Raw genomic sequence first — 15,737 nt, 5'->3', positions numbered from 1 at the left:
CGAAGGAGGTGACAGGCGACGGCATCGTGTGGGCACGTTCCGCATGGGCAGGATGCCAGAGATATCCGCTGCATTGGGGCGGAGACTCCTGCAGTTCGTGGGAGGGACTCGCCGGTTCGCTGCGTGGCGGACTCCATTTCGGACTCTCCGGCTTTGCCTTCTGGAGCCACGACGTGCCGGGATTCCATACGTTGCCAAACTTCATGAACTCCGTTGTCCGCGATGATGTGTATATGCGCTGGACACAGTTCGGCGTGTTCTCCTCACATATCCGCTATCATGGCACCAACAAACGTGAGCCATGGCATTATCCCAACATCGCACCGATGGTGAAGCGCTGGTGGAAGCTGCGCTACAAACTCATACCATATATCCTCCGCGAGAGCGAGAAGGCAACACACAGCGGATCAACCATCGTGCAGGCACTTATCTTCCACCATCCCGAAGACAACAACTGCTGGCATATCGATGATGAATACTATTTCGGCGATGACTTCCTTGTGGCTCCCGTAATGAGCAGCGACAACTGTCGCGACATATATCTGCCGGAAGGAGAATGGGTAGAGTTCTTCACCGGCGACAGCTTCTCGGTAAGCGACGGCGGCAGATGGCTGAAGGACATAGAGACACCGCTCGACCGTATGCCGGTGTTTGTGCGCAAGGGTGCCGTAATCCCCGTTTATCCGGAGGATGTAGACAGCACCGACGACATGGATATGAGCAAGGTGAAGAATCTCATCATCAACGAGGAGTTTAAGGGATTTGAGATTTGAGTGAGGAGAGAGTAGTGAGGAGAGAGTAGTCTGGATTGAGTAGTTTGGAGTGGTATTTCTCCTATTTGTCCTATTTGTCCCATTCCTCCCATCCCCTTTCCCAAGAAAATTATAAATCATAACAATTATGTGGAAACCCAATTTAGAAGAAACCAAGAAACACTATATAGACTGGTGGAACCATAAGGGCATCGTGCTCAATATGTGGGAACACTTCCAGGAAGGCGTCAAGCCCCATGCCGACGTGCCCATGCCGCCGGCACCGAAGTCGCTCGACCAGAAATGGTTCGACCCGGAATGGCGTGCCGAATATCTCGACTGGTATGTGGCACACAGTTCGATGAAAGCCGACATGCTGCCTGTTGCCAACACGCAGCTCGGTCCCGGTTCGCTTGCAGCCATCCTCGGCGGCGTGTTTGAGGGCGGAGAGGATACCATCTGGATACATCCGGACCCCAACTACACCGATGACATCAAGTTCGACATCAACGACCCTGCCAACAAGAACTGGCAGCTTCACAAAGACCTGCTGCGTGCCTGCAAGAAGAAAGCCAAAGGCAACTACTATGTGGGCATGCCCGACCTGATGGAAGGCATGGATGTGCTCGCCGCCATGAAGGGCACCGACAAGGTGCTTCTCGACACCGTGATGCAACCCGAAGTGCTGGAGCGGCAGATGCAGCAGATAAACGACATATACTTCCAGGTCTTCGACGAACTGTACGACATTATCCGCGAGGGCGACGAGATGGCATTCTGCTATTTCTCATCGTGGGCACCTGGAAAGATGACAAAGCTGCAGAGCGACATCTCCACGATGATCAGCGTGGAGGATTACCGCCGCTTTGTGCAGCCCTTCATCCGTCAGCAGTGTCAGAAGATAGACTACACGCTGTATCATCTCGACGGTGTGGGGGCAATGCACCATCTGCCAGCCCTGCTTGAGATTGAAGAACTGAACGCTATACAGTGGACGCCGGGAGTGGGAGAGCCACAGGGCGGATCGCCCAAGTGGTATGACCTCTACAAGAAGATTCTTGCAGGAGGAAAAAGCATCATGGCATGCTGGGTGACCCTCGACGAACTGCGTCCGCTGCTCGACAATATCGGTGGCGACGGAGTGCATATCGAGATGGATTTCCACAACGAGGACGAGGTGGAGAAGGCATTGCGCATAGTGGAGGAATACCAGGAGAGCGCCGACGAGCCGGAAGCCGCCGACAATACTATCCGTATCAACAAGACCATGACTCCAGACGAGGAGGTGATGGCTATCATCGACAAGATAGAAAGCGGGGATGCCAATGCCGCTTCTGCCGCTGACGACAAGATGAAAGCCCTGCCTCTCAAGGCTGCTACTCTCGGCAGACCGTCGATGGATGTCGTGGCAAAGGAAAGGATATTCGTTCTCGACGGTGCTACAGGAACCACCATCCAGCAGTATAAGCTCACAGAAGAGGAGTTCCGTGGGGAGAGATTCAAAGACTTCGACGGGGAGGTCCGTGGAACAAACGACCTGCTTGCTCTTACTTATCCGGAGATTGTGACAAGTATGCACCGCCGTTTCCTTGAAGCAGGTTCAGACCTCATCACCACGAATACGTTCAATTCACAGCGCGTCTCGCTTGCCGACAAGCATCTGCAGGACTATGCAAGGGAGATAAACCTTGAAGCTGCCCGACTGGCAAGGAAAGAGGCTGATGCCTATACATTGATGAATCCGCGTAAGCCCCGTTATGTGCTTGGTAGTGTCGGTCCTACAAGCAAGACCCTGTCTATCGGAGAAAGTGCGGAGTTCAACGAAGATATCCTTCATGATGCCTACTATGAGCAGATAGAGGCTTTGATAGACGGCGGCGTGGATGCCGTGCTTATAGAGACAATATTCGACATAGAGAATGCCAAGGTGGCCTTGCGGTGCTGCAAGGAAGTGATGCTGAAGAAAGGCTTCCGTCTGCCTATAATGATGAGCTTCACTGTGGCAAGCGAGGATGGACACAACATGCTCGGACAGTCGGTAGTGGACTTTGTCAAGAGTCTTAATGACGACAGCGTGTTCAGCGTAGGACTTAACTGTTCGCTCAATGCCGCCAAGATGGCACCTATCATCCAGCGTATGGCTGCCGAGACCGGCTATTATATAAGTATGTTTCCAAATGCGGGATTGCCGGACGAACACGGTCATTACCTCGACACTCCAAAGATGATGCAGGCCGAGGTATGGCCAATCGTTGAGGCCCATCTGCTGAACGTGGTTGGTGGATGCTGCGGTACTGACGATTTGCATATCCGTGAGATAGCAAAGCTCGTGCAGCCGATAGAAGGATTGTTCATCACTCCTCACTATCCTGGAAGGGCTGGAAATTCTAGCGTTTCTAGTGATTCTAGTCTTTCTAGCTTTTCTAGTGATTCTAGTTTTTCTAGCATTTCTAGTGATTCTAGTCTTTCTAGAATTTCTAGTTTTTCTAGCATTTCTAGAGATTCTAGCGCTCCTGTGAAAGAGAAGAAATGCTCCTGCGGCATCGACCACGATGCCGCCCCTGTAGCCACATCCAAGCCGGAGAGCAATGCTGCAGAGGAAGTCTTTGAGGCAATCCTCGCCGGCAAAGGCGACAAGGCTGCCGATGCCACCAAACGTGCTCTTGATGAAGGCGTGGCTCCGCAGGACATCATAAACGGTCAGATGATACGCGCCATGAGTGAGGTGGGACAACGCTTCCAGGACGGTAAAGCCTTCGTGCCACAGCTGCTGATGGCAGGACGTGCCATGAAGGCGGCTCTTGAGATTCTGAAGCCGCTGCTCGCCGGACAGGCATCCACTACGCTGGGCAGGATAGTGATAGGAACCGTGAAGGGCGATCTCCACGACATAGGCAAGAATCTCGTTGCCTCTATGCTCGAGGGTTGCGGCTTCGAGGTTAAGAACATCGGCATCGATGTGCCGAGCGAGAAGTTCGTTGAGGCTGTAAAAGACTATAATGCCGACATTCTCTGCATGAGTGCGCTGCTTACAACCACCATGACATATATGAAGGATGTTATCCAGGCTCTTGAAGATGCCGGAATACGCCAGAACGTGAAAGTGATGGTTGGTGGTGCTCCCGTAACACAAAACTTCGCTGACGAAATCGGTGCCGACGGCTATAGCGACAACGCAAACTCTGCCGTTGCCGTAGCCAAGGAGCTGATGGGAAAATAAGACGAAAACAGATAGGAAATAAAACGAATAAAACAATAAGACCCACCCTTGCCATCCCCGATGGGAGCCGGATGGGTTTAAAACTACAAAACCTATGAATACTCAAAATCTTGATGCACTTGATTGGATAATCCTTGTCGCTTACTTTGTGGTGCTCATTGCCATAGGAATGTGGGCAAGCTCTAAGGCAAAGAAAAGCGGAAACATGTTTCTTGCCAGCCGCTCTCTGCGCTGGCACCACATCGGTTTCTCCATGTGGGGCACCAATGTCGGTCCGTCGATGCTCATCGCATCAGCCAGTGCCGGTTTCTCCACCGGCATCGTGTCTGGCAACTACGCATGGTACGCCTTCGTCTTCATCGCCCTGCTCGCCTTCGTGTTCGCTCCACGATATCTTGGCACCGGCATCTCCACGCTGCCGGAGTTTATGGGACTGCGTTTCGGCGACTCCACACGCAATATCCTGGCATGGTATACCATAGTGACGATACTCATCTCTTGGCTTGCCCTCACGCTCTTTGCCGGAGGAATCATAATCCGGCAGGTGTTCGGCATGCCGATGTGGCTCTCGGCAATGCTGCTTCTCGCCATATCTGCGTTCTTTACTATGCTCGGCGGACTGAAAGCCGTTGCCTACACCAACGTGTATCAGATGGTGCTGCTCATCATAGTGTCGGCAACGCTTACGGTAGTGGGAATATGGAAGCTCGGCGGCGATTCATTCTCTCATGGCATAGCGGTGCTTGCCAATCCCGATGTGGTGCCGTCAGACTATTGGAACCTCTTCCGTCCTAATACCGACCCCGGCTATCCGTGGCTGCCTATCATTCTGGGTTATCCCATCATGGGTGTGTGGTTCTGGTGTACCGACCAGTCAATGGTGCAGCCGGTGCTTGCAGCGCGCAACCTGAGCGAAGGACAGCGGGGAGCCAATTTCACCGGCTGGCTGAAGATTCTGGATGTGGCGATATACATCCTTCCCGGAGTGGTATGCTTCGCCATGGTCAAGACAGGATTCTTCGGCAACGTGCAGGTAAATGCCGATGACGCCTATTTAAAGCTCGTCTATGAGCTTTTCCCTGCCGGTATGGTGGGATTGGTGCTCGCTGTACTTACGGCGGCTCTGATAAGCACTATCGGCTCTGCCCTGAATGCCTTGAGTACGGTGTTCACCATGGACATTTATGTGAAGAACATCCGTCCGAAGGCATCTCCCGAAGAAATCCGCAAGACGGGACGTGTCGTTACCGTTCTCGGTGCCTTGGTGTCTATCGTCATCACGGTTGCCGTAGACGGCATCAAGGGTATGGACCTGTTCAATGTGTTCCAGTCTGTGCTCAGCTTCATCGCTCCGCCGATGGCGGCAGTGTTCCTGATGGGAGTGTTCTGGAAGCGCTGCACCACACTTGCCGCCAACATGACGCTGACGTTCGGCACGGTGCTCAGCATCGGCACAGGAATACTCTATCTTTGGGTGATACCGGGATTTTCTGAGATGGTGCATTTCATGCTCCTCTCGTTCTTCATCTTCATCGGTCTGGTAGCGATGATGATAGTGGTAAGTCTGTATGACATGAATGCCAACGAGAAACACGTCATCGTGGCTGTGAATGAAAAACCGGCAAGGAGTGTCATCATAGCATGGGTGTCGCTTGCCGTGGTGATGATAGCCCTCTATGTGTTTTTCAACGGCAACTGATAAGATAGTAGCACGGAAAATATAAGATAGGATTATAAAGAATGTTGGTTTTATGACGGTTGGATGCCAACCCCATAAAACCAACATTCTGCTTTTGTTACCCTCACCCAATAAGACCCGGTTCGGGATTTAGTGCCAAAATACTTATTCGTCCACCAGCACCACGGTGACTCCGCGGGCTGCCTGTGCACCGATTACAAGAGCCTGCTCGATGTCGGCGGTCTTTGACGGACCGCTGATGAACGTTCCGAAATTGTACCGGTCATCCATCCCGATGCGGTCATAGGCATCGTGCATGTTGTTGACGATGTTCTTCCTGTTGAGCACTATTACGAGATACTCGGAGATGAAAAGCAATGCTTTCTCCTTCATCGTCTGCGGAATCCATATACAGCCGTTTTCGGCAACTCCCACCGTGCCTTGCACAATGGCTACATCGGTGCCGTTGAGGTCGTTGGCCTCTGCCACGGTATCCGGATTACGAAGTTCTAAGGCTGTGGAATCATTGCCGCCTTTCAGTCCCTCCAGCGTTATTCCCTTTAGATTAGAGCAGAACACTTTAGCGTCAGGATAAGCTCTGCGCACCAGTTCATTGAGGTCGGCATCCTTCCGGACATCGTTGATGACATGGCCGCCTACCGTTTCGGTCATCCTGACGAACTGTTCAAAGGTGTCTTCGTATTCGATGCCTTTTATCTCCTCCTTTGGCATATCGTATTGAAAGTGCGTGTTCTGGCGCAACTTATTCAAAAAATCTTCTTTCTTCATACTTTTTTCAAATGAATCCTTCTTTTACTTCACTTTTCCTTCCTTCCACAGTTCATGGAATGATTTCTTTGCGAATTCAGGCATGGCGTGTCCGATACCCCATGCGTTGATGTTGCCGATGTTGGTGAGGCAGTCAGGAACGTAGTTGGCGAGCGGTGCGAATTTCAGAGCCGTGGTGTAGATGGCAGGGCGGTCGAACAGATATTCCATACCTGCCGACATCGCCTTCTTCAGTTTGTCGGCTTTTCCCAGTTTCTCCAGACTCTGTCGCCATACGTATATCTGCGAGCCAGGTCCTACCTTCGACGGGCATACATTGTCGCAAGAGAGACAAAGGGTGCAAGCCGAAACGTTGTCGCTGTATTTCCGTGGGTCGCGCAGCATGCCGAGGTTCACACCCACGGGACCAGGGATGAAATACGTGTAGCTGTATCCTCCCGAACGGCGGTATACCGGACATGTGTTGATGCAGGCTCCGCAGCGCATACATTTCAGCGTCTGCCAGTGTTCTGTGTCAGCCAGCATATCGCTTCTGCCGTTGTCCACGAGCACCACGTGCATCTCTCCTCCGGGACGTGCCTGGCGGAAGTGTGATGTGAAGGCAGTGGTAGGCTGTCCTGTGGCGCTGCGGCACAGAAGGCGTTGGAATACTGCGAGCGACTTGTAGTCTGGCACCAGTTTCTCGATGCCCATAGCCACGATATGCAGCTTAGGCATAGATGTGGTCATGTCGGCATTTCCCTCGTTGGTGCATACCACACAGTCGCCGGTGGCAGCCACGCCGAAGTTGCATCCCGTCATGCCGGCTCCAGCCTGCATGAACTGGTCGCGCAGATGGAGACGGGCGCAATGGGTGAGATAAGTAGGGTCGTAGTTTCCTTTCTCCTTCGATATTCCCTTCTCCTCGAACATCCTGCCCACTTCCTCGCGTTTGAGGTGGATGGCAGGCATCACGATATGGCTCGGCTTCTGATGCAGGAGCTGGATGATACGCTCGCCGAGGTCGGTCTCCACCACGTCGATGCCATGCTGCTCCAGATAGGGGTTCATTTCGCACTCTTCGGTGAGCATCGACTTAGACTTCACCATCTTCGTCACACCGTGGCTCTGCAGAATGGAAAGTACTGTCTCGTTGAACTCCGCGGCATCCTTCGCCCAATGCACCTTCACTCCGCGGCTCTCCAGAGAGTCGGAGAACTGCTCCAGATAATCCGCCAGATGGGTGATGGTGTGCTTCTTTATCTGCGAGGCATGTTCGCGCAGGTCTTCCCACTCCGGCAGTTGCTGTGCCATCTTGTCGCGCTTCTCTCTCACCGACCAGAAGGTGGCGTCGTGCCAACTGGTCTTCTCTGCATCCGCCACAAAGCGGGCGGCTCTCTTGGAATGTATTGTGCTCATAACCCTGCTGCTAATATCTGGACTACGTGAATGAATTTGATAGGCATCTTCTCTTTCTTGGCGATGCCAGCCATGTGCATGAGACACGAAGAATCGGGTCCCGTGACATATTCCGCCCCGGTGGCGATGTGTCTCCTTATCTTCTCCTCTCCCATACGTGTGGAAACGGCTGGCTCCTCGATGGAGAACATACCGCCGAAGCCGCAGCACTCGTCCTTTCTCTCCGGCTCATGGATGGTGATGCCGTCGACGAGCTGCAAGAGGTCGATGATCTTGTTGAATGGCTTGACGTTGCACTCCGAGGGCGACGACAGGTTCAGTTCTCTCACTCCGTGGCAGCTGTTATGCACGCTGACAGGGTGGGGGAACTTTCCCGGCACCTCCTTCACCTTCAGCACGTCGTGGAGGAACTCCACTATATCCATGATTTTGCCTGAAGAGACACACTCGTGCTTGCCTTTCAGAATTTTGGGATAATAGACTTTCACGTATGCGGCGCACGATGCTGAAGGGGCGACGATGTAGTCATAGTCTTTGAAAAGTTCATCAAAAGACTCAATCACTTTCATCGACTTGTCCTGGAAACCGGCGTTTGCCATCGGTTGTCCACAGCATGTCTGCCGCTCAGGATACTCCACGTCAAGTCCGTAGTGCTTGAGCAACTTGTATGTGGCTACACCAGCCTCTGGATACAGGGCGTCCACATAGCAGGGGACGAATAATCCTACTCTCATAATGGTTGTGTTATTAATGTTAACCCGTAGGCGGAATTGTTTTTAGATGATTATACATTTGTCGAGTCCGTTACTCCGTTGATTCATAGGGATTTAGTGGCGTATATGCCATCCCGTGTCAGTCAGCGTTCGTATGACTCTTATACAAAATTCTATAAAATACTTGAGATACACAAGAATTTTTCGTGAAATGTTATCAAGACACAACGAAAAATCCGGGAATGACAATATGTTTTTTTCCTGAAGAAAAGTGTCAAAGTATCATTTTCGGGGGTGCTGGATGTATCTAAAGTGCATCAGCTGAATGAGTTAGGGGTAATGATACTTTTCTGGATTCTTTACAGAAAAGTATCATAGAAGTATCACGAAGTATCATCGGAGCTATTGTCCTGTCTGGTAAGACTTTTGCAAGCCCCATAAAAGGACAGTCATTTCTCTGGTTGGTCTTTGTTTCCAAATAGCCGACTCACAATCATCGGCAAGGATAACAAAAACTACAAGAATCGGGCACGGTGCTTGCCCATGTGGGGCAACGTGCTTTCTCACTTGGGGCACGGTGCTTGCCCCAAGTGGGCACGATCTGTGTCCAAACCGTGCCCAAAGTATTCATGAAATGACAACGTTGGTAAAGGGGATGCAAAAGCGCCTTATAAAAGACAAAAGACTGCAAGCAGTTTAAAATATCACATAAAACGGCCTAATTGTCGATTGGGTTTTATGTGAGTTGCGCTGATGACTACATTCTAAACCAATGTCTCGGAGGCTGTAAAATGACTTAAATGGTCTTGTCAAAGTCGTCGAGAGCCTTGAAGAAAGCGTCGATGTTCTCCATCGGAGTGTGTGGCGGAGTGTCGCAGCCGCTGGAGAGAACGAAGTTGGGATACTCCTTCATTTCCTGCAGCAGTCGTGTCGTCGTCTCGTACATCTGTTCCGGTGTGCCCTCCTTGAACACCGATACGGGGTCGATGTTTCCCATGGCGAGAGCCGTCGGCGGCACATCCTTTATCACCTGCCGCATGTCGCACTTGTTGCCGAAATGGTAGGCTGCCGCTCCTGTAGCGACCATCGCCTTTGTGCAGTGGCCAGTGTTGCCGCAGTTGTGCAGCACGATGCTGAAGGAGTCGTCCTGCACCTGTCCTACGATATATCTGATGTAGTCGGAAGAGAAGCGCTTGCAGTCGTCGTCGGACATCAGTCCTGCCGCCGGTTCTGCCATCACCACTCCGTCGACGCCCGTCATCTTCAGCGCCTTGCAGTATTTCAGTATGAACTCCGTGCATTTTGCCAGCAGCGTGTGGGCAGCGTCGGGGTTCTGGTATATCAGCACCATAATCTCCGACATGTCGTAGAGTCTGCCGGCGAGCGAGAACGGACCGATACATCCGCCCAGCACCGGACGGTCGTTGATAGCCCTTGCCGAGAGCAGGTTCGCCTTGAGATATTCAGGCACTCTGGCAGCCTTCAGCGACGGCACCTTGAGAGCCTTTATGTCATCGGCATCGGTCAGCAGATGACCGATAACGGCAGGCACGGCATCCTCGGTGAAGTGTATGTCCGCTCCGAAAGCCTCCGCCTCCACTGTGAGGTCCATGATTACGGTGGCTGCCGCCGTAGGGTATCTGCCGGCGAGAGCCTTGATAGCCTCGAAGTGGGTCTGTCCGTCGCAGCAAGCCTCCCTCACGCTCTTCCCCGTCAGTTCTATGCCGGGATGCGTCATCACGGGCACGGCGACGGTCTTATGATTCTGGATAACGCCCGTTATCCATTCTTTCATGGATATGTTCATAATATTGTGGTCTCCTTTTTATATACGTTTCTCAATATCATGACGCGTATTTGCATGAAGTGTAATCATTGCCCCCGAATAGGCATTATGAGCTATCCGGGGTTGCCCCGAATAGGTAACAGAATTCGGGCTTATTTTCTCTGTTCTTCGAGGATTCCCATCAGTTCGTCCATCGTGTTTGCACGTAGCATGGCGATGCGGGTCTGGCGGAAGTTAGGTATTCCCTTGAATATCGGACTTGCGGCGAGGTGGCGCCTTGTGTGCAGTATGCCGCGGTATTCGTCGATGCGTTCCACATTGATGCGCAGCTGCTCTTCGAGCACGTCGAGCATCCAGTTGAACGTCATCTCGGGGTCTGGCTCCTTGCCGTCGAGATAGTCACGTATCTCCTTGAATATCCATGGGCGTCCGAAGGTGGCTCGCCCTATCATCACGGCGTCAACGCCATATTCCTCGAAAGCCCGTTTCGTTTCCTCCGGTGATGTGATGTCGCCGTTGCCGATGATGGGGATGTTGATTCGCGGGTTCTTCTTCACTTCGCCAATCAGAGTCCAGTCGGCAGAACCTGTATACATCTGTGCCCTCGTCCTTCCGTGTATGGTGAGAGCCTGTATGCCGCAGTCCTGCAGCTGTTCGGCGAGGTCGCAGATGATGAGGTTGTCGTTGCTCCATCCCAGTCGCGTCTTCACTGTGACGGGAGTGCTTACCGCCTTCACCACGTTTTTCGTGATGTCGAGCAGCAGCGGCACGTTCTGCAGCATGCCGGCTCCGGCACCTTTTCCAGCCACCTTCTTCACGGGGCAGCCGAAGTTGATGTCTATCACGTCGGGATGTGCCTGGTCTTCCACAATCTTTGCCGCCTCTACCATCGACTCCACGTCGCGTCCGTAAATCTGAATGCCCACGGGGCGCTCCTCATCGCTGATGGTGAGTTTGTTGACGGTACTTTTCACCGATCTGACGAGAGCCTCTGCGCTCACGAACTCGGTGTATACCATAGATGCCCCGTATCTCTTGCAGAGCATTCGGAATCCGATGTCGGTGACATCTTCCATCGGTGCGAGAAACAGAGGGTGATCTCCAAATTGTATGTTTCCTATTTTCATTGTCTACTTGTCTACTTTACTCCTTGTCAACTCGTCTCCTTGTCAACTAATCAAATGATACATTCCTCCAGCCAGTGCCTTTACCATTCCCTTCATCTCCAGTTCGAAGAGCAGGGCGGTGAGCCTGTTTATAGGTAGTCCCGTGGATACCGTAAGCACGTTCATCTGCTGGTCGTTGTTCTTGGCGAGAGCGTCGATTATTGTCTTTGCGTCGCCTTCCACTTCGGGGAAGAGACTTCTCTCTATACCGTTCTTCTGGGCTGTGGCGAGCTGTGCGTCAGTCTCCCATCCCATGTCGCTGACGAATGATTCCGCCGATATTACCATCTGTGCTGACCGGTTGCGGATAATCTTGTTGCATCCTTCAGAGAGGCTGTCGCCAATTCTGCCGGGGAATGCGAAAACGTCGCGGTTGTATGAGTTTGCCAGCGAGCAAGTGATGAGTCCTCCGCCCTTTGCAGCGCTCTCCACGAGTATGGTGGCGTCTGACATGCCTGCCACGATGCGGTTGCGCCTCACGAAGTTCACCTTGTCGGCATTGGTATTCGTGAAATGCTCCGTCAGGAGTCCACCGCATCCCACCATCCTGTCTGCCGTCTCCCTGTGGCGTGGCGGATACAGATTGTCGAGTCCGTGGGCAAGCACTCCCACAGTGGGTATGCCGTTTTCCAGCGAGTGTCTGTGCGCCATGATGTCCACACCGTATGCCAGTCCGCTGGCAATGATGATCTCGGGACACAACACCTTGATGTCTGCAATGAACTTGCGTATGCAGTCGTCGGCATACTGTGTGGCGTGGCGTGTTCCCACGATGTTGATCACCCGTTTGGCATTGAGGTCGGCATTGCCTTTATAGAAGAGTACGAGCGGTGCGTCGTTGCACTCTTTCAGCCGCTGCGGATAGTCGTCGTCGGATATCAGCAGTACCTGTATGCCGTGGGCAGCCGCATATTCCAGTTCCTCCTCCGCTCTCTGCTGCAGTGGGGCGATGTCTTTAAGCGAGTTGGCGAGACGCTTCGGACAGTCGGGCACGATGTCGAGTATGTTGTCATGATGGTCGGCAATGTTTGTGAACGAACCTGCCCTGTGGAGCAGTTCCCTCATCGCCGGGATATTGTAGAATCCCATTCTCGACAGCGTCAGGGCATTGAGTCTTTCTTGCTGTGCTGTATCCATCCGAATCGTCTTATTTGTTTATATATTCCTTGAAGGCATCGTCGTATTCGGGACTGTTGGCGAGTCTGCCGTCAACGATGCAGACCAGGTCAATCACTCCCTTGAAGCATATCTTGTTGTCCGACGCACGGTAGATGTCCTGATGGAACACGTATTTTATTCCCTCCTTGGTGAGGTTCAGACGGGAGAAGAACTCGTCGTCGCATCTGAGAGGAGTCTTGAACTGCAGGTTCATCCTTGCCACCACGGCGTCGATTCCTCTTCTGTGCATCTCAGCAAAGCTGAGTCCGCATTTCTGCAAGAACAGGTGTCTTGTGTGTTCGGCGTAGTGCAGGTAGTTGGCGTTGTTTACTATTCCCTCGATGTCGCATTCGTAGTCGCGCACCATCATCTTGGTCTCAAATATATAATCCATATTTGTTATGTTATGGTTTCTTATGATTAAAAAATCCCGTATTCATCGATAAAATCAGGTCTCGCTATCTTCTGTCTTTACCTTAAATCAACAGACTTGCAATCTTACAAAAAAGCAAGTCATTGGATAACGTAGAATTATCCGATGCTTGCATCGGTCAGGAAATCCACTTGTCCAAGTGCTGCTGAAAACTTAGATAAAGAATATCTGATATATGGCAAAGGTAAATATAAAAACTGAGATAAACACTCCTTTCTGAGGAATTTATTGTGCAGGCAAGGCATTTTGCGGATTTAAAACGGACAAAAGGCATCTTGTAAAAAAGCTCTAAGAGGGACAAATTCGCCAAATATTTCCCTCAATGAGGGACGTTTTAAGCCAAAAGCGTCCCTCATTGAGGGATTTTTCGTATCTTTGCATTGTTATCAAACGTCTACAAGCTATGATAGAATTGAAACTTTATGAATACATGCGCGAATTGCTCAAGCAGACACCCACCACATTCGTGCGTTATAAGTATGACGATATCAGTTGGGATAGTCGTTTGGTGGGAATACTTGGTCCGCGAGGCATCGGCAAGTCTACAATGATATTGCAGCGTATAAAGAACACGCCCGAAAACCATAGCCTCTACATCACAGCCGACAACATGTACTTTGCCGACCATAAACTTTACGACCTTGCCGATAAGTTTGTGAAGGAGGGTGGTACGCATCTGTATATCGACGAGGTACACAAGTATAGCGGCTGGAGCAGAGAATTGAAACTGATGTATGATATGCACCCTTCGCTTCACATCGTCTTTACCGGTTCTTCGGTGCTCGATATATATCGTGGCGAGTCCGACCTCAGCCGTCGAGCCTTGCTCTATTTCATGTACGGCTTGTCATTCAGAGAGTATCTGTCTTTCTTCCATGGCATAGAGAGTCCGGTTTACACTCTCGACGACATCCTCAGCAACCGCGCAGTGCTTGATGCCGTAGAACATCCGCTGCCACTCTTCCGCGACTATATGAGTCGTGGCTATTATCCCTTCTCCGTCCAGGGCGATTTCCCGATGCGTATGGAGCAAGTGGTGACGCAGACTATAGAAGTGGATATACCGCAGTATGCCGATATGAAAGCCTCTACAGCCCGTAAGCTGAAGCAGCTGCTTGCCATCCTCTCGCACCTGGCTCCATACAAGCCCGTAGCAGACAGTCTGGCGTCGGAGATAGGCGCAAGCAAGAACAGCATACCCGATTATCTGGCTTATCTTGAGAAGTCGGGTATGATAGGACTGTTGCGCGACGACACTTCGGGCATACGCAATCTTGGAAAGATAAAGAAGGTATATATTGACAATCCGAGTCTGATGACGGTTCTTGCCGGTGGTACGCCCGATATAGGCAATCTGCGCGAGACATTCTTCTACAATCAGATGCGTGTGCGCAATGCGGTGACAGCCTCACGTCAGTCCGATTTCGTCATTGGCAAGTACACCTTTGAGATTGGCGGACGCAAGAAGGGCAAACAGCAGATAGAAGGTTTGGACAATGGCTATATCGTGAAGGACGATATAGAAACAGGCTTCGGCAATATCATTCCGCTGTGGTGCTTCGGATTGAACTATTAACCCCCACCAAAAAAACACTCTTTTTAAAAGCAAAATACAGGCAAGCCCTAACGACCGATTTGGGTTAAAAATTGGGCACGCTGCTTGCCCAACTGGGGCAAGGTGCTTTCTCAAGTGGGGCAAGGTGCTTACCCCGGATGGGCAGATTTGCTGTCAGACGTCTGCCCAATAAGTTCGTATTGTAATACTAATATTCCTGTTTTCAGGATTCTGCCAACGTATGCAATTCTGTCGCCTGAATTCCTTCTCATCTGATAATTGTAAGTAAGCCTCTCATCAGCAAACTATCCAGACAATTGGCTGACAATCGCCAGGTAGTCAACTGTCTGTCTGTCAGTATATTACAGTAAAAAACCAGATAATCTGACAGTTTTTCAGATATTCTCGGTTCTACTAAGAATCAGCGATATGGGCAACTTTTACTCATATCTATAACCATAGCACGCTCTCGTTTCCCATGTTGAAGAGCAGGTCGATAATACTCATGTTAGGCAGGAAGCCGTGGCGCTGTTCATACACCTGATAATAGCGCCGTGGTTCGAAGTCGGGGTCTGGCAACGGATGCTTGGGCCGGATAGCGTCGCGGAAGTCCGCGATGCCGAGGTCGCAAGCTTCCTCTCTGCTGATATAATGGTTTGTGAGCGAAATGTTCGGTTCTATGTCGAGCAGTTCGCACATCTTCCGGCAGATGTCCATGTTGAAGGAATACAGGTCAGTCCATTTCCCGGTGAAGAACGGTTTGATGTCGTCGGCATAGTATTCGAAGAAAGGCGACTCACCGTATGCGCTCTTCAATGCGTTCCAGTGTACGTGGCGCCAGTTGCCGTGGTCGCTGATTATGGTGGAGTTCACCGTTGTCGGCATCCCCTCATCGCCTTTGTCCTTGTTGCCGGGCGATGTTGGCAAACTGAGAGCCTGGCTCCCGTTAGCCGTCGCTATTATGCAGCGGTTGCGGTAGGTCTGCTTCACGAAACTGTCGTGCTGCTCGATTAATATGCTGTCATAGCGGTTGAGCTTCTGATACCACTGTATGGGTCCGAAGTATGTTGAAGATAATAAAGCTGTCAT

11 protein-coding genes and 1 pseudogene are annotated in these 15,737 nt (G+C 51.4%); 4 read left to right on the top strand and 8 right to left on the bottom strand.

The window, feature by feature from the left end:
* From ST42_RS06880 to ST42_RS06860, 3 genes and pseudogenes are all read left to right on the top strand, one after another.
* Positions 1-773 (top strand): glycoside hydrolase family 31 protein (locus tag ST42_RS06880; RefSeq protein WP_044072940.1); only part of this gene is annotated, 773 nt, incomplete at its 5' end.
* Between the two features lie 130 nt (positions 774-903).
* Positions 904-3,972: pseudogene (locus ST42_RS14565) on the top strand (homocysteine S-methyltransferase family protein); the annotation flags it as partial.
* A gap of 94 nt (positions 3,973-4,066) precedes the next feature.
* On the top strand, positions 4,067-5,671 hold the full coding sequence (locus ST42_RS06860) for a sodium:solute symporter (RefSeq protein WP_044072939.1): 1,605 nt from the start codon (positions 4,067-4,069) through the stop codon (positions 5,669-5,671).
* Between the two features lie 144 nt (positions 5,672-5,815).
* Here the strand turns inward: ST42_RS06860 and ST42_RS06855 are convergent, their stop codons facing one another.
* The 7 genes from ST42_RS06855 to ST42_RS06825 form a co-directional block, all read right to left on the bottom strand.
* Positions 5,816-6,439: a LutC/YkgG family protein gene (locus ST42_RS06855; protein WP_044072938.1), complete on the bottom strand. Its 624-nt coding sequence runs from the start codon at positions 6,437-6,439 to the stop codon at positions 5,816-5,818.
* Positions 6,440-6,463: 24 nt separating this feature from the next.
* Positions 6,464-7,837 carry a lactate utilization protein B gene (locus ST42_RS06850; RefSeq protein WP_044072937.1) on the bottom strand — a complete coding sequence of 458 codons (1,374 nt, stop codon included), beginning with the start codon at positions 7,835-7,837 and terminating at the stop codon, positions 6,464-6,466.
* Positions 7,834-8,571 (bottom strand): (Fe-S)-binding protein, encoded by a 738-nt coding sequence (locus ST42_RS06845; RefSeq protein WP_042518142.1) that lies wholly within the window; start codon positions 8,569-8,571, stop codon positions 7,834-7,836. Before ST42_RS06845 ends, ST42_RS06850 begins: the two co-directional genes overlap by 4 nt.
* 775 nt (positions 8,572-9,346) lie before the next feature.
* Positions 9,347-10,360, bottom strand: a complete 1,014-nt coding sequence (locus ST42_RS06840) for a uroporphyrinogen decarboxylase family protein (protein ID WP_156139316.1) — start codon at positions 10,358-10,360, stop codon at positions 9,347-9,349.
* 128 nt (positions 10,361-10,488) lie between these two features.
* A complete protein-coding gene (gene dusB / locus ST42_RS06835) occupies positions 10,489-11,463 on the bottom strand; it encodes a tRNA dihydrouridine synthase DusB (protein ID WP_044065649.1) in 975 nt (324 codons plus the stop codon).
* A 42-nt stretch (positions 11,464-11,505) separates the two neighbouring features.
* The gene (gene dprA / locus ST42_RS06830) at positions 11,506-12,639 is read right to left on the bottom strand and encodes a DNA-processing protein DprA (protein ID WP_044072935.1); all 1,134 of its coding nucleotides are present in this window, start codon (positions 12,637-12,639) and stop codon (positions 11,506-11,508) included.
* Between the two features lie 10 nt (positions 12,640-12,649).
* Positions 12,650-13,054: an acyl-CoA thioesterase gene (locus tag ST42_RS06825; RefSeq protein WP_022317473.1), complete on the bottom strand. Its 405-nt coding sequence runs from the start codon at positions 13,052-13,054 to the stop codon at positions 12,650-12,652.
* A 442-nt stretch (positions 13,055-13,496) separates the two neighbouring features.
* Between ST42_RS06825 and ST42_RS06820 the strand changes: the two genes are divergently transcribed.
* Positions 13,497-14,669, top strand: a complete 1,173-nt coding sequence (locus tag ST42_RS06820; protein ID WP_197068922.1) for an ATP-binding protein — start codon at positions 13,497-13,499, stop codon at positions 14,667-14,669.
* A 429-nt stretch (positions 14,670-15,098) separates the two neighbouring features.
* Here the strand turns inward: ST42_RS06820 and ST42_RS06815 are convergent, their stop codons facing one another.
* Positions 15,099-15,737, bottom strand: a complete 639-nt coding sequence (locus tag ST42_RS06815; protein WP_044072934.1) for a WbqC family protein — start codon at positions 15,735-15,737, stop codon at positions 15,099-15,101.

Source organism: Prevotella pectinovora (genome assembly GCF_000834015.1).
In the GTDB taxonomy this organism is placed as follows: domain Bacteria; phylum Bacteroidota; class Bacteroidia; order Bacteroidales; family Bacteroidaceae; genus Prevotella; species Prevotella pectinovora.
The sequence above is the reverse complement of the archived record's forward strand: the minus strand, read 5'-3'. Positions and strand labels throughout refer to the sequence as shown.

Excerpts from the sequence above, each read along its gene's own strand:
- dusB (WP_044065649.1), bottom strand. The coding sequence starts at position 11,463 with ATGAAAATAGGAAACATACAATTTGGAGATCACCCTCTGTTTCTCGCA.
- ST42_RS06855 (WP_044072938.1), bottom strand. The coding sequence starts at position 6,439 with ATGAAGAAAGAAGATTTTTTGAATAAGTTGCGCCAGAACACGCACTTT.
- ST42_RS06850 (WP_044072937.1), bottom strand. The coding sequence starts at position 7,837 with ATGAGCACAATACATTCCAAGAGAGCCGCCCGCTTTGTGGCGGATGCA.
- ST42_RS06815 (WP_044072934.1), bottom strand. The coding sequence starts at position 15,737 with ATGACAGCTTTATTATCTTCAACATACTTCGGACCCATACAGTGGTAT.
- ST42_RS06845 (WP_042518142.1), bottom strand. The coding sequence starts at position 8,571 with ATGAGAGTAGGATTATTCGTCCCCTGCTATGTGGACGCCCTGTATCCA.
- ST42_RS06820 (WP_197068922.1), top strand. The coding sequence starts at position 13,497 with ATGATAGAATTGAAACTTTATGAATACATGCGCGAATTGCTCAAGCAG.
- ST42_RS06860 (WP_044072939.1), top strand. The coding sequence starts at position 4,067 with ATGAATACTCAAAATCTTGATGCACTTGATTGGATAATCCTTGTCGCT.
- dprA (WP_044072935.1), bottom strand. The coding sequence starts at position 12,639 with ATGGATACAGCACAGCAAGAAAGACTCAATGCCCTGACGCTGTCGAGA.
- ST42_RS06825 (WP_022317473.1), bottom strand. The coding sequence starts at position 13,054 with ATGGATTATATATTTGAGACCAAGATGATGGTGCGCGACTACGAATGC.